At 68.0% G+C, this 12,983-nt stretch carries 11 protein-coding genes; 9 read left to right on the forward strand and 2 right to left on the reverse strand.

All coding sequences use genetic code 11. The annotated features are described in order from the left end of the window. Nucleotides 1-35: 35 nt before the first annotated feature. Nucleotides 36-2,588, reverse strand: coding sequence for an ATP-dependent chaperone ClpB (gene clpB / locus IJ15_RS0109985; RefSeq protein ID WP_031938197.1), 2,553 nt, complete (start codon nucleotides 2,586-2,588; stop codon nucleotides 36-38). Between the two features lie 341 nt (nucleotides 2,589-2,929). Here clpB and IJ15_RS0109990 point away from each other — a divergent pair, with 341 nt between their 5' ends. The 6 genes from IJ15_RS0109990 (at nucleotide 2,930) to IJ15_RS0110015 (ending at nucleotide 8,636) form a co-directional block, all read left to right on the forward strand. Beyond that, entirely contained in the window at nucleotides 2,930-4,093 is a 1,164-nt protein-coding gene (locus IJ15_RS0109990) for an FAD-binding oxidoreductase (protein WP_031938198.1), read from the forward strand. 201 nt (nucleotides 4,094-4,294) lie between these two features. Further along, nucleotides 4,295-5,512: an ABC transporter substrate-binding protein gene (locus tag IJ15_RS0109995; protein ID WP_031938199.1), complete on the forward strand. Its 1,218-nt coding sequence runs from the start codon at nucleotides 4,295-4,297 to the stop codon at nucleotides 5,510-5,512. Continuing rightward, complete coding sequence (locus tag IJ15_RS0110000) at nucleotides 5,509-6,027, forward strand: nuclear transport factor 2 family protein (RefSeq protein ID WP_231569484.1); 519 nt, start codon at nucleotides 5,509-5,511, stop codon at nucleotides 6,025-6,027. Before IJ15_RS0109995 ends, IJ15_RS0110000 begins: the two co-directional genes overlap by 4 nt. A 60-nt stretch (nucleotides 6,028-6,087) precedes the next feature. Continuing rightward, on the forward strand, nucleotides 6,088-6,942 hold the full coding sequence (locus tag IJ15_RS0110005) for an NmrA/HSCARG family protein (protein WP_031938201.1): 855 nt from the start codon (nucleotides 6,088-6,090) through the stop codon (nucleotides 6,940-6,942). Nucleotides 6,943-6,977: 35 nt separating this feature from the next. Beyond that, nucleotides 6,978-7,736, forward strand: coding sequence for an FAD-binding oxidoreductase (locus IJ15_RS0110010; RefSeq protein ID WP_031938202.1), 759 nt, complete (start codon nucleotides 6,978-6,980; stop codon nucleotides 7,734-7,736). Nucleotides 7,737-7,907: 171 nt separating this feature from the next. Beyond that, nucleotides 7,908-8,636 carry a hypothetical protein gene (locus IJ15_RS0110015; RefSeq protein ID WP_156112072.1) on the forward strand — a complete coding sequence of 243 codons (729 nt, stop codon included), beginning with the start codon at nucleotides 7,908-7,910 and terminating at the stop codon, nucleotides 8,634-8,636. 77 nt (nucleotides 8,637-8,713) lie between these two features. Here the strand turns inward: IJ15_RS0110015 and IJ15_RS0110020 are convergent, their stop codons facing one another. Further along, nucleotides 8,714-10,291, reverse strand: coding sequence for an AMP-binding protein (locus IJ15_RS0110020; RefSeq protein WP_031938204.1), 1,578 nt, complete (start codon nucleotides 10,289-10,291; stop codon nucleotides 8,714-8,716). Between the two features lie 303 nt (nucleotides 10,292-10,594). Between IJ15_RS0110020 and IJ15_RS0110025 the strand changes: the two genes are divergently transcribed. From IJ15_RS0110025 to IJ15_RS0110035, 3 genes are all read left to right on the forward strand, one after another. Beyond that, on the forward strand, nucleotides 10,595-11,179 hold the full coding sequence (locus tag IJ15_RS0110025; RefSeq protein WP_031938205.1) for a TetR/AcrR family transcriptional regulator: 585 nt from the start codon (nucleotides 10,595-10,597) through the stop codon (nucleotides 11,177-11,179). A gap of 204 nt (nucleotides 11,180-11,383) precedes the next feature. Then, complete coding sequence (locus IJ15_RS0110030) at nucleotides 11,384-12,172, forward strand: SDR family NAD(P)-dependent oxidoreductase (RefSeq protein ID WP_031938206.1); 789 nt, start codon at nucleotides 11,384-11,386, stop codon at nucleotides 12,170-12,172. 25 nt (nucleotides 12,173-12,197) lie between these two features. Then, entirely contained in the window at nucleotides 12,198-12,974 is a 777-nt protein-coding gene (locus tag IJ15_RS0110035) for an SDR family NAD(P)-dependent oxidoreductase (protein WP_031938207.1), read from the forward strand. The last annotated feature ends 9 nt before the right edge of the window (nucleotides 12,975-12,983 follow it).

Genomic DNA, 12,983 nt, shown 5'->3' on the forward strand with positions numbered 1-12,983 from the left:
AACAGCTACCGACGAGGCGCACGGACGCGCAGTGCCTAGCCGAGCACCAGGTGATCGCCGTCCTCGGAGACGGTCACCGGCACGGTGTCGCCGTCGCGGACGGTGCCAGCGAGCAGCAGCTTGGCCAGTTGGTCGCCGATCGCCTGCTGGATGAGCCGACGCAGCGGGCGGGCGCCGTACAGCGGGTCGTAGCCGCGCACCGCGAGCCAGAACCGCGCCGAGTCCGAAACCTCCAGCGTGAGCCGTCGGGCCGCGAGACGCGCCGCCAGCTGGTCGAGCTGGATGTCGACGATCGACTCGAGCTGCTCCTCCGACAGCGGATCGAAGACGACGACGTCGTCGAGCCGGTTCACGAACTCCGGCTTGAACGCCGACCGCACCGCCGCCATCACCTGCTCGCGGTCACCGCCCGCACCCAGGTTGGAGGTGAGGATCAGGATCGTGTTCCGGAAGTCGACCGTGCGGCCCTGACCGTCGGTGAGCCGGCCGTCGTCGAGCACCTGCAGCAGGATGTCGAACACGTCCGGGTGTGCCTTCTCGACCTCGTCGAACAGCACGACGGTGTACGGTCGGCGACGCACCGCCTCGGTGAGCTGGCCGCCCGACTCGTAGCCGACGTAGCCGGGAGGGGCTCCGACGAGTCGTGCCACCGAGTGCTTCTCGCTGTACTCGGACATGTCGATCCGCACCATGGCGCGTTCGTCGTCGAACAGGAACTCCGCCAACGCCTTCGCGAGCTCGGTCTTGCCGACCCCGGTGGGGCCGAGGAACAGGAACGAGCCGGTGGGCCGGTTGGGGTCGGCGACGCCGGCCCGGGAGCGGCGCACCGCATCCGAGACCGCCTGCACGGCTTCGGCCTGCCCGACGACCCGCTTACCGAGTTCGGTCTCCATCCGCAGTAGCTTGGCGGTCTCGCCCTCCATCATGCGGCCGGCGGGGATGCCGGTCCACGCGGCGACGACGTCGGCGACGTCGTCCGGACCGACCTCCTCCTTGAGCATGACGGCACCGTCGGACGCACCTTGCGACGCGTCCGCGGCGGCGGCCAACTCCTTCTCCAGCTCGGGAATCCGGCCGTACCGCAGTTCGGCGACCTTGCCGAGGTCGCCGTCGCGTTCGGCGCGTTCCTCCTCGCCGCGCAGCGTCTCGAGCTGCTCCTTGACCTCGCGCACCGAGTCGATGGCGTTCTTCTCGTTCTGCCACCGGGCGGTGAGCTGGCGCAGCTTCTCCTGACCGTCGGCCAGTTCCTCGCGCAGCTTGACCAAGCGATCCTTCGACGCGGCGTCGGTTTCCTTCGCCAGCGCCATCTCCTCGATCTCGAGGCGACGCACGGTCCGCTCCACCTCGTCGATCTCGACGGGCCGCGAGTCGATCTCCATGCGCAGGCGCGACGCGGCCTCGTCGACGAGGTCGATCGCCTTGTCCGGCAGGAAACGCGAGGTGATGTAGCGGTCCGACAGGGTCGCGGCGGCGACGAGCGCGGAGTCGGTGATGCGCACGCCGTGGTGCACCTCGTACCGCTCCTTGAGTCCGCGCAGGATGCCGACGGTGTCCTCGACGGACGGCTCACCGACGAGAACCTGCTGGAAGCGTCGTTCGAGCGCCGCGTCCTTCTCGATGTACTTGCGATACTCGTCGAGCGTGGTGGCGCCGACGAGGCGCAGTTCGCCACGGGCGAGCATCGGCTTGATCATGTTGCCGGCGTCCATCGCCGACTCGCCGGTCGCACCGGCGCCGACGATGGTGTGCAGTTCGTCGATGAAGGTGATGACCTGGCCGGCGGAGTTCTTGATGTCGTCGAGCACGGCCTTGAGGCGTTCCTCGAACTCGCCGCGGTACTTGGCACCGGCCACCATCGACCCGAGGTCGAGCGAGATGACGGTCTTGCCGCGCAACGACTCCGGCACGTCACCGGCGACGATGCGCTGCGCGAGCCCCTCGACGATCGCGGTCTTACCGACGCCGGGTTCACCGATGAGCACCGGGTTGTTCTTGGTGCGGCGGCTGAGCACCTGCACTACGCGTCGGATCTCGGTGTCGCGGCCGATGACCGGGTCGAGCTTGCCCTCGCGGGCCCGCGCGGTGAGATCGGTCGAGTACTTCTCGAGCGCCTGATAGGTGCCCTCCGGGTCGGGGCTGGTGACCCGCGCGCTGCCGCGGACCGCGGTGAACGCGTCGCGCAGCGCGTCGACGGTGGCGCCGTGCCCGACGAGAAGCTTGGCGACGTCCTCGTCCCCCGACGCGAGACCCACCATGACGTGCTCGGTGGAGACGTACTCGTCGTCGAGTTCGGTGGCCAGGTGCTGCGCCGCGGTGATCGCGGCGAGCGCCTCGCGGCCGAGCTGCGGCTGTGCGGTGGCGCCGGTGGCACGCGGCAACCGGTCGACCATCACCTGGGCCTCGCGGCGCACCGCCGTCGGGTCGACCCCGACGGCCTTGAGCAGCGGCGCGGCGATGCCGTCGGTCTGGTCGAGCAGCGCGACCAGCAGATGTGCGGGCCGGATGTCGGGGTTGCCCGCCGCGGACGCGGACTGCAACGCCGCCGTCAGCGCGGCCTGGGTCTTGGTGGTGGGAGAGAACGAGTCCACTGGTCACCTTCCTTGCGACGAACGAACAAGATCATTGTGCCGTGCCGGAGGGTTCCGGTCGGCTGTCATTCTCCTCAACGAGCAAAACCTTGAGTCTGTTCCGCTCAACTTCAAGAATTTCGCGACCCTCGCTCGCCCGCCGCGGAGCGCCCCCGGATCGGCCTGACCGCCCACTCCTGCGCAGGACGCGCGGATTCCCGCGCGAACGACCCGAGAATGGGCGCCGAGGCCGTGACGGTGACCACCCGTCAACAGCGCGGCAGGGCATCCGGTGCACACTGGTATCCGGCTCCGATCCTCGACTGCGGTCGGAGCCGATCCGCACGCTGAGGGAGGACGACGTGGAACCGGCAGAGGTCAGTCTCATTCGTGCACGTTTCGCCGCCGCCACCTCGTCTACCGACACCCGCGACCGGTTCGCCCGCACGTTCTACACCCAGTTCTTCGGCCGCAGCCCGCAGAGCCGCGCGCTGTTCCCGGCCGGGATGGACGGCCAGCGAGTCAAGCTCGTCGCGGCGATCGAGTTCATCGTCCGCGGACTCGACGACACCGAGCAGCTGCTGCCGTTCCTCGCGCAGCTGGGCCGTGACCACCGCAAGTACGGGGTGCAGCGGGAGCACTACGCGGCGGCCGGGAACGCGCTGCTCGACGCGCTGCGCGATGCCGACTCCGACGAGCCGTGGGACCCGCGGAGCGACGCGGTGTGGCGGGAGTTGATCGCGCTGATCACCACCACGATGTCCGACGCCGCCGACGCCGACGACTTCCCCGCACTGTGGGAGGCGACCGTCGTCAGCCACGAGCGGGTGCTGCGGGATCTGGCGGTCATCCGGCTCGAGTCCGATTCGCCGATCCCCTACTCCGCCGGGCAGTACCTGAGCGTCCAGATTCCGCAGCGGCCGCAGATGTGGCGGTACCTGTCACCGGCGATGCCCACCAACCCGTTCGGACAGCTCGAGTTCCATGTCCGACGCGTGTCCGGCGGCTGGGTGAGCCCCGCGATGGTCAACGAGACCGCGGTCGGGGACCGCTGGCAGCTCAGTTCTCCGCTCGGCGGTCTCCATGTGGACCGCGAGTCGGGGAAGGACGTGCTGATGATTGCCGGCGGCACGGGACTCGCACCGCTGCGCGCACAGATCATGGACATGGCCCATCGCGGCATCAATCCGCGCGTACACCTGTTCGTCGGCGGCACGTACCCGTGCGACCTGTACGACATCGAGACGCTGTGGCACCTGTCGCTCAGCAATCCCTGGCTGACGGTCGTGCCCGTCACCGAGGAAGACGAGAACCCTTGGTGGCATCCGTATCCGAGCCCCGAGGTGCCCGCGGGACTGCACCAGCGTCTGGTCGGTCCGCTGGGCCGGGTGGTGGGGCAGTTCGGAACCTGGGCCGACCGGCAGGTGCAGATCTGCGGTTCCCCGGCGATGGTAAAGACCACCGCGTACGCGCTGCAGCGGGCGGGCACGCCGGTCGAGGCGATCTCCTACGATCCGCTGCGCTGACGGAAACGGACCACTCAGCGGGAGAGCCTGTGGCCTCCCCCGCCCGACAAGACTAGTGCGACGAAAGACTCTGTCGCACAGTTTCATTCGTTCGCCCACGAGCCGGGCGAAACCATTGACGTAATCCATGTCACAGCTCTACTGTCGGCGCATCCAAGCATTCGCTTGCCATCCGTCGTGTCTCCAGTGGAGGAAACTGACATGAAGATCCGACACTCTGCGCTCGTGGCGGCGCTGGCGGTGTCCGCCCTCGCCGTCGCGGGCTGTTCAGCCTCGGCATCCGGCGACGACGCGTCCGACACCGGGCCGTACCGCGTCCTCGTCACCGGAGCGATCAGCGGTCAGGGTTCACTCGCAGCCAATGCACAGACCTCGATCCTCGCGGCGAAGGCCGGCGCGGAGCAGATCAACAAGAGTGGCGGAATAGGCGGCCGCCAAGTGGAACTCACCGTCATCGACGACGGCGGCGACGCCACCAAAGCCGTGTCGAACCTGCGGGACGCAGTCAATTCCGGGAAGAAGCCGGACCTCTACCTCAACTCGGGTCCGTCGACGGTCTCGGCCGCGACACTGCCGATTCTGAAGCAGAACAAGATCCTCTCCTTCAATGTGGGACCCACCGAGGACTCGTCCGACCCGGAGAAGTTCCCGCTCAACTTCGACCTGTCGCCGTCGCCGACCGAGTACGCGGTCTCCATCGCCCGATACGCGAAGAGCAAGGGCTACCAAAAGGTCGGGGTCATCCACGGCAGCAGCGCCTACGGTGAGGCGTTCGGCAAGTCGATGGAATCCGCGTTCTCCGATGCAGGTGTGAGCCAGTCGGGCACCGAGGAGTACGACGTCGCCGCACTCGACATGTCCGCCCAGTTGCAGGCGCTGAAGAACAAGGGCACCCAGGCACTCGTCGTCGATGCCTACGGCGCACCCCTGGGCTATCTCCTCTCGAGCCTCGAACGATTGGACTGGAACATCCCGCTGATCGGCAACACGTCCGTCTCGGGCACCGCCCTCGTCGCGAAGCCGGCGCCCGACGGCGCGCTGGGCACCCAAGCGGCCTCCAACCTCGTCATGCAGGTTTTCCCGAGCACCGTCTACGACCCGGCCGACACAACCGTCAACACGATGGTGAACTCCATGGCAGCGATGGGCTCCATTCCGTCGACGCTGATCCTGGCCGACAACTACGACCCGTTCGGCCTCGTCGCGGCAGCCGCGAACAAGGTCGGATCGACGTCGGATCCGCAGAAGCTCGCGGAGGCGCTCGAGGACCAGCAGGTGCTCGACGACGCCGCGACGGCGTTCCTCCCCCGCTACCACTACACGTCGGAGTCGCACGCGCCCAACCTCGGCGACGACGGCTACCGCTTCGTGCCGCCGAGCAAGCTGCTCAACGGCCAGTACGGAAACCCGGCCGCATGAATCAGACGACACCGACCGTGACGACCCAGCCACTGCACGCGCCGCGGCCGACGCCCGGCGGCTCGCTCGAGGACCGGCTCGCGGCGGTCGAGGACACCCTCGCGATCCTGCAACTGGAGGGCGCCTACTCGCCGGCCTGGGATTCCGGTGATGCCGCCGCGTGGGCGGGCCTGTTCACCGAGGACGGCGAATTCGAACTGGCCGAGGTGGGCGGCATCCCGGGCACGACGATCCGGGGCCGGGACGCGCTGCGGAAGTTCTGCGTCGAGTTCACCGCCCACACGTCCGGTATCCACCTGCTCAACGCGCCGTCGATCGCGCTGAACGGCGACGAGGCAACGGCCCGAGTTCATTTCGAGTTCCGGTCGGGCGCCTCATCGGGCACCGAGACGCGTCACGCACACGTCGCGGGGCACTACACGGTGCGGTATCGGCGCACACCGGACGGATGGCGGATAGCGCACCGGAGCGAGGTGGCGGTCCGACGCGACCGCAGTTGGTTCCACTCGTACTGAGACCGGGCGGCGGTACGCTCGCTGCGGAAGCAGTCCGTGTCGCCGACCGGAGGAGATCCGATGCCCGACCGTCCGATACTGGTTCTCGCCGCCACCGGAGGGCAGGGGCGAGCGGTGAGTGCCGCCCTGCTGGAGCAGTCTGCGCCGCTACGCGCGCTGGTGCGCAACCCCGCCTCCTCCGGCGCGCGTTCCCTCGCCGATCAGGGCGCCGACATCGTCACCGGATCACTCGACGACTCGGATTCGTTGGCCGCCGCGATGACGGATGTCGCGGCGGTCTTCGCGATGACCACACCGTTCGAATCTGGCGTGGACGCGGAGATCGCGCAGGGGCACACGATCATCACGGCCGCCGAACGGGCACGGGTACCCCATCTCGTGTTCAGCTCGGTCGCGGGTGCGAACCAGGACAGCGGTGTCCCGCACTTCGAGAGCAAGGCCGTGATCGAGGCAGAACTGGCGTCCAGCCGTCTCGCGCACACGATCCTCGGCCCCACTTACTTCTTCGACAACGCGCTCGGTGGCGCCGACCGGATCCGCAACGACCGCATCCTCGACCTGCCCCTGCCGCCGGACCGCCCGCTGCAGCAACTCGATCGCCGGGACCTGGGCGTCTTCGCCGCACACGTCCTGCTCTCCCCCGCGACCTTCACCGGACGGCGCATCGAACTGGCGAGCGACGCACCCACTCCCGAGTCCATGGCCGCGGCCCTCACCGACGCGATCGGCTCACCGGTCCGCTACGAGCAGGTGCCGCTGGGCTCGATCGCAAGCCCCGACATGCACGCGATGTGGTGGTTCCTCAACGGGCCCGGCTACCAGGTCGACCTGGCCGCGTTGCATTCGGAGTTCCCGGACGTGGGCTGGACGTCCTTCGCGGACTGGGCGGCGAGCACCTTCGATCCCACTCGGTGACAGCGGCGAACCGGTCCGCCGGGGACAATGTCGGCATGCAGCAGGATACCTGGACCGCGACGGTCGTCGAACATCACCGCCTCCGCAATGATTTGGCGGTCGTGCGCCTCATCGGCGAACCGGTCCCGTTCCGCGCCGGACAGTACGTCGACGTCACCCTTCCGCAGCACCCGCGGCTGCCCCGACGCCTGTCCCCCGCATTGCCGCCGTCGCTCGACGGCAAACTCGAGTTCCACGTGCGCACCGTGCCGGGCGGTTGGGTGAGCCGCAGCATCGTCGAGGACACCAGTCCCGGTGATCAGTGGCAGATCTCCATGCCGCGTGGGGAACTCGCGGTCGACGTGGACGGGCCGACCGTCGTGATGGTTGCGGGCGGCACGGGCCTGGCGCCGCTGCGGTCGATCATCTTGGATCTCGCGCAGGTCGAGGACCCGCCGCAGGTGTATCTGTTCGTCGGCGGCCGGACCACCGAGGACCTGTACGCGTCGGACATGTTGTGGATCCTGACGGAGCATCTGCCGTGGCTCACCACGGTTCCCGTCGTCGAGCACGTCATGGATCCGGGTGCCCCCGACGAGTGGTACGACCGCATCGTCGACGAGGTGGGTCCCGTCAGCTTCCACGAGGACGACCTCCTCGAGGGCACCCTGGCCGACGTCGTCGCCGAGCACGGCGCGTTCGTCGACCACCAGGTGCTGGTGTGCGGTTCGCCGGCGATGGTGCAGTCCACCCGGGACCGTCTGATCGCCACCGGAACTCCGGCCGACGCCATCCGGTTCGACCCGCTCACGTAACCGTTTCCCGGCCCCCGGGGCGTGAAATGCTCGAATCTCCCGCCGAGGTGGACAGGCGTCCATATAGTTCAGCGAGGACGCGTTCGGGGGTACCGCTCCAGGAGATGCGGTGCGGTACGCGCCTGACGGCTTCAGCAGCCGACACCACTTCCGACCGAATGGAGCTCCTCCGTGAACCGTACGACGCTACGACGCGTTGCCGCCGCCGGCGCCAGTGCCGCCATGATCGCCACCGGCATGACCGTCTCGCTCGGCGCCGGAACCGCCGCTGCCCAGGACACCGCCTGTGAGCAGACCGTCAACTTCAACGGTGACGGCGTCGTCGTGCAGCAGACCGTCGACAAGGCCGAGGTCGCCCCCGGCGACACCGTCACGTATCAGACCAAGGTGAGCCGCGGCAGCGGAATCTGGATGCTCAAGGAGATCGGGCAGTTCCACGATCCGGCGTTGACGCTGGAGAACTCCCGCATCAACGTCTGGTGGGCGAACGGCGGGCAGAAGTGGGGCGAGACCCAACTGAACCGCGACCCCGCGAAGAACCTGTACTGGGAGAAGACCCAGGGCTACTGGGAGATGACCGGCGGCAATCACGCGATCCTCGAGATGACCTACCGCGTCGCCGACGACGCTCAGGCCGGTACCCGACTGGTGAGCGGCGTGCAGGCCAAGCCCGTCGGATGGAACAGCCAGGAATGGCCGACGAGCGGCGCCTGCGTGAAGGTGCGCTCCAAGAACCCGGTCGAGTCGGCGAACAGCAGCCTGGACGCGGTCGGCCTCGGCTCGGTCAGCACGGCCAGCACCGAGATGTTCGGGTCCCTGACCAACCCGACCGGGTCCGTCAGCGACGTGATCAACGGCATCGACTTCGGCAAGATCATCGGCGCGGTGGCCGGTAGCTGACCGACCAGCACCGACACCGGAACGCCCGGCCGACGGATCCTCGTCGGCCGGGCGTTCCCGTCACATCCGCGTCGTCGTCACACCGAGCGCGCGGCCCCCGCCCAGAACTGCGCCCGCAGGGCCTTCTTGTCGAGCTTGCCGATCGGCGTCAGCGGCAGGGTGTCGACGAAGTCGACGGTCTTCGGCGCGTGCACCGAACCCTTTGCCGCCCGGACACGTTCGACGAGGTCTGCGGCCTCGACGTTCTGGCCGTCCCGCAGCACGACGCAGGCCTTGACGGCCTCGCCCCACTTGTCGTCGGGCACGCCGACCACCGCGACGGACGCGACTGCCGGGTGCCCGGAGATGACGTCCTCGATCTCGCGCGGGAACACGTTGAAGCCGCCGGTGACGATCATGTCCTTCTTGCGGTCGACGATGTAGAGGAAGCCGTCCTCGTCGGCGCGCGCGATGTCGCCGGTGTGCAGCCAACCGCCGCGCAGCGCCTCGGCGGTCTCCTGAGGCTTGCGCCAGTACTCCTTCATCACCAGCGGGCCGCGGACACAGATCTCGCCGAGTTCGCCCTGGTCGACCTCGTTCAGGTCGTCGTCGAGCAGGCGGACGTCGAGCCACGGCACCGGGCGCCCGCACGACGCGAGGCGCTCGACGTTCTCCGGGTCGTGTTCCTCCTTGCGCATGACGGTGATCGTCATGCCGCATTCGCTCTGGCCGAAGTACTGGAAGAAGATCGGACCGAGCTTCGCGATGCCCTCCTGCAGCCGGGACGGCGACATCGCGGCGGCACCGTAGAACAGCGTCTGCAAGCTGGAGACGTCGCGGGTCTTCAGGTCCGGGTGGTCGAGCAGCATGTAGATCATGGTGGGCACCAACATCGTCGAGGTGATCTTGTACTTCTCGATCGCCTCGAGGACGGCGCCGGGTTCGAACGCCGGCAGCACCACCAGCGAGCCACCGCGCATCAGCGTCGGCACGAAGAACGCCATGCCCGCGTGCGAGAGCGGGGTGCAGGCGAGGAACCGCATCTCGTCCGGGAACTGCCACTCGGCCATCTGGATCTGCGGCAGCGTCACGCCCGACCGGAAGGTGTTGACCACGCCCTTCGGCTTGCCGGTGGTGCCACCGGTGTAGACCATGCTCGACGGGTCGTCGCCGTCGACGTCGGCGGCGACCAGGCGCTGCGGGCTGAACTTCTGGGCCAGTTCGAGGATGTCGACGCCCACCTCGGACGGGCCGAGCGAGAACAGATTCTTCAGCGACGGCACCGATGCCTTCAGTTCGGCGGCGCGGCCCTCGAACGCCGTCGGGTCGAAGATCAGCGTCTCGATCTCGGCGTCGCCGAGGATGTAGCTGTGGTCATCGACCGAGCCCATCGGCGCCAGCGCGGTGTTGCGGCAGCCGAGGATCATCTGTGCACCGACGCTGATGAGCACCTCGGGACGGTTCTTCGAGAGCATCGCGACCGAGGAGCCCTTGCCGATGCCGAGCGACTCGAGCGCCTGCCCGAAACAGCTGATCTGGTCGCGCATCTGACCGCCGGTGAGCACGACGTCACCGAGGTAGAGCGCCGGCCGGTTCGCGTTGCGCTCAAGCGCGGTGATCAGCAGGTCCGCCAGGAAACGCGGGCGGTGGAGAAGGTCGTCGAGCGCGTCGGTCATGTGTGTTCCTTCTGCATGCGCGGGACGCGAAGGCAGCGCTGCGCGCGCCCGTCGCGCCGGATCGGCCGGTGTGGCCCGGGTCACCGACACGATAACCGGATTCCGGCCGAACTGGAACCTGTTGCACTCGCCTGCCCGTTCCGCCCCCACCGTCACTCACGACGCCTCCCCCCACGTCACCGGGCCGCCCCGGACCTGCAGCGAACTCACCGCGCCGGCATGTAACAAATGTTTGCTACGTCATATAGCCTGATTGGAGACCCGAGTTTCACGCGGGTCACACGACTCGAGCGGAGGAAGACGATGGAGTGGTCCGAACGCCACACCTTGATCATGGAGCAGTCGGCAATCCTGTTCGCCAAGAAAGGAATCGCCGGCACCAAGGTCCGCGACATCGCGGAGGGAGTCGGCATCCTCTCGGGCAGCCTCTACCACTACTTCCCGTCGAAGGACGCCATCGCGGAACTGATCGTCACGCAGTACCTCGACGACCTCACCAGCGAGTACACCGCGATCCTCGCCACCCCGCACCATCCGCGGGAACGACTTGACGAACTGGTCAAGGCCTCGTTCCGGGTGAGCCAGGCACATCCGCACGCATCCGAGATCTACCAGAACAACGGCGCCTACCTGCGCACACTGAGTGCTCACCGCAAGATTCGCGACGCGGCCAAGACCACGAAGGATGCGTGGATGTCGGTGATCCACTCCGGCATCGAGACGGGCGAGTTCCGCTCGGACCTTCCCGCCGAGATTCTCTACGGCCTCATTCGCGACGCGGTGTGGCTGTCGCTGAGATGGTTCGCCCCCACCGCCGAGTTCGGCATCGAGCAGTTGGCCGATGCCGTCGTCTCCGTCTACCTCGACGGCGTCCGGCCCCGCCCCTGACGGAAGGGCCGGGTCCACAGATCGACCCGAGCCCCTTCCGCGCCAAACCCCTTCCGTACGAAGCAAATGCTTGATACGCTCCCCGCGTTCGGAACGTCGAGCATTCGATCGGCGTGGCAGAGATCGACTCGATCTCCGGAAGTCACTGGATTCCAATCGATTCCGATCGGACCAGCCCCTGGCGTATCAACGGAAGGGATTCTCATGATCGACCTCCATCACTACGGGCCGTGGGCCGTGATCGCCGGCGGGTCCGAGGGCGTGGGCGCCGCCTTTGCCGAACAGCTGTCCCGAGCCGGCCTCAATCTGGTGCTGATCGCGCGAAAGCCGGAGCCGCTCGAGGCGACAGCCGAATCGGCTCGACGCAACGGCGTCGAGGTCCGCACCCTCGCTCTCGACCTGCTCGCACCGGACGCCCTCGACCGGGTCCGCGAGACCACGCACGACATCGAGGTCGGCCTGCTGGTCGTGAATGCGGGCGCGGGGGCCTACGCCAGCAAGTTCGTCGACGCGGACCTGGAGAAGGTACGTCAGACCATCGACCTCAACATCGCCGTGCCCTTGGCGCTGACCCAATTGTTCGGCGCCGACATGAAGGCCCGCGGCCGTGGCGGCATCCTGCTCCTCGGATCCATCTCCGGATACCTCGGAACCCCCGACATCACCTTCTACGCGGCCGCCAAGGCCTTCAGTCGCGTGTTCGCCGAGGGGCTGTGGCTCGAACTCGCACCGTACGGCGTTCACGTTCTCGAACTCGTTCCCGGCGCGACACGCACGCCGGCCCTCGGACGACTCGGGTTGAACCTGGACGCTCTGCCGGGGCTGGCAGACCCGGCCGACGTGGCGCGCGAAGGCCTCGAGCACCTGGCCGACGGTCCCCTGTGGATCACGTCGGACCACTTCGAGACAGCCAAGGCGCACAGCGCGTTTCCACGAGACGGCCTTCTTCTGGGCACGATCGAGAAGTCGAAGAAACTGATGGGCTCCGCGTAGGAATACGAACAGGAAGAGGACAGGTATGACCGGCCCACTGGACGGCAAGATCGCAATCATCACCGGAGCCGGCAGCGGCATCGGCAGGGCGAGCGCACTGCGCTTCGCCCGCGACGGCGCCACCGTCGTCGCGTACGACATCGGCGAAGGCACAGCTCGGCAGACCGCCGAGATCGTCGAGGCCGCAGGCGGACGGGCGCTGGCGGTCGCCGGCGACGTGACGTCGCCGACCGCGATGGCCGACCTCGTCGCAACGGCCGTCGATCGTTTCGGGCGCCTCGACATCCTGTACAACAACGCCGGCGGGCAGACGCCCAAGCCGACCTGCGAGGTCAGCCCGGAGGAGTTCGCGGACATCGTCGAACTCAATCTGCACTCGATGTTCTACGGGGTCGCGGCGGCGCTTCCCGTCATGCTCGAGCAGCAGTCCGGCGTCATCCTTTCGACCACCTCCGGCGCCGGGATCGGCGCCGTCCCGGGGCTCGCCGCGTACGGCGCGGCCAAGGCCGGGATGATCAGTCTCACCCGCAGCCTCGCCGTCGAATACGGTCCTCGCGGCATTCGCGCCAACGTCATCTCCCCGGGTTCCATCGAGGCGCCGGGGCTGTTGAACTGGCTCGACACGCTACCCGGCGGTGCGGACGCGTACGCCGCCCAGATCCCGTCCGGTCGACTGGGCGTTCCCGAAGACATCGCCGCCGTCGCGGCGTTCCTCGCCAGCGATCACGCGGCGTACGTCAACGGCGCACTCGTTCCGGTCGACGGTGCGGTGCACGCCAGGCTGGCGATCCCGTCTTCCTGAAAGCAGTCT

It is taken from the genome of Prescottella defluvii (assembly GCF_000738775.1).
Lineage (GTDB): Bacteria > Actinomycetota > Actinomycetes > Mycobacteriales > Mycobacteriaceae > Prescottella > Prescottella defluvii.

Coding starts and splice junctions, on each gene's coding strand:
- IJ15_RS0110005 (WP_031938201.1), top strand. CDS start 6,088: ATGCCCGACCGTCCGATACTGGTTCTCGCCGCCACCGGAGGGCAGGGG.
- IJ15_RS0110035 (WP_031938207.1), top strand. CDS start 12,198: ATGACCGGCCCACTGGACGGCAAGATCGCAATCATCACCGGAGCCGGC.
- IJ15_RS0110020 (WP_031938204.1), bottom strand. CDS start 10,291: ATGACCGACGCGCTCGACGACCTTCTCCACCGCCCGCGTTTCCTGGCG.
- IJ15_RS0110000 (WP_231569484.1), top strand. CDS start 5,509: ATGAATCAGACGACACCGACCGTGACGACCCAGCCACTGCACGCGCCG.
- IJ15_RS0110030 (WP_031938206.1), top strand. CDS start 11,384: ATGATCGACCTCCATCACTACGGGCCGTGGGCCGTGATCGCCGGCGGG.
- IJ15_RS0110025 (WP_031938205.1), top strand. CDS start 10,595: ATGGAGTGGTCCGAACGCCACACCTTGATCATGGAGCAGTCGGCAATC.
- IJ15_RS0110010 (WP_031938202.1), top strand. CDS start 6,978: ATGCAGCAGGATACCTGGACCGCGACGGTCGTCGAACATCACCGCCTC.
- IJ15_RS0109995 (WP_031938199.1), top strand. CDS start 4,295: ATGAAGATCCGACACTCTGCGCTCGTGGCGGCGCTGGCGGTGTCCGCC.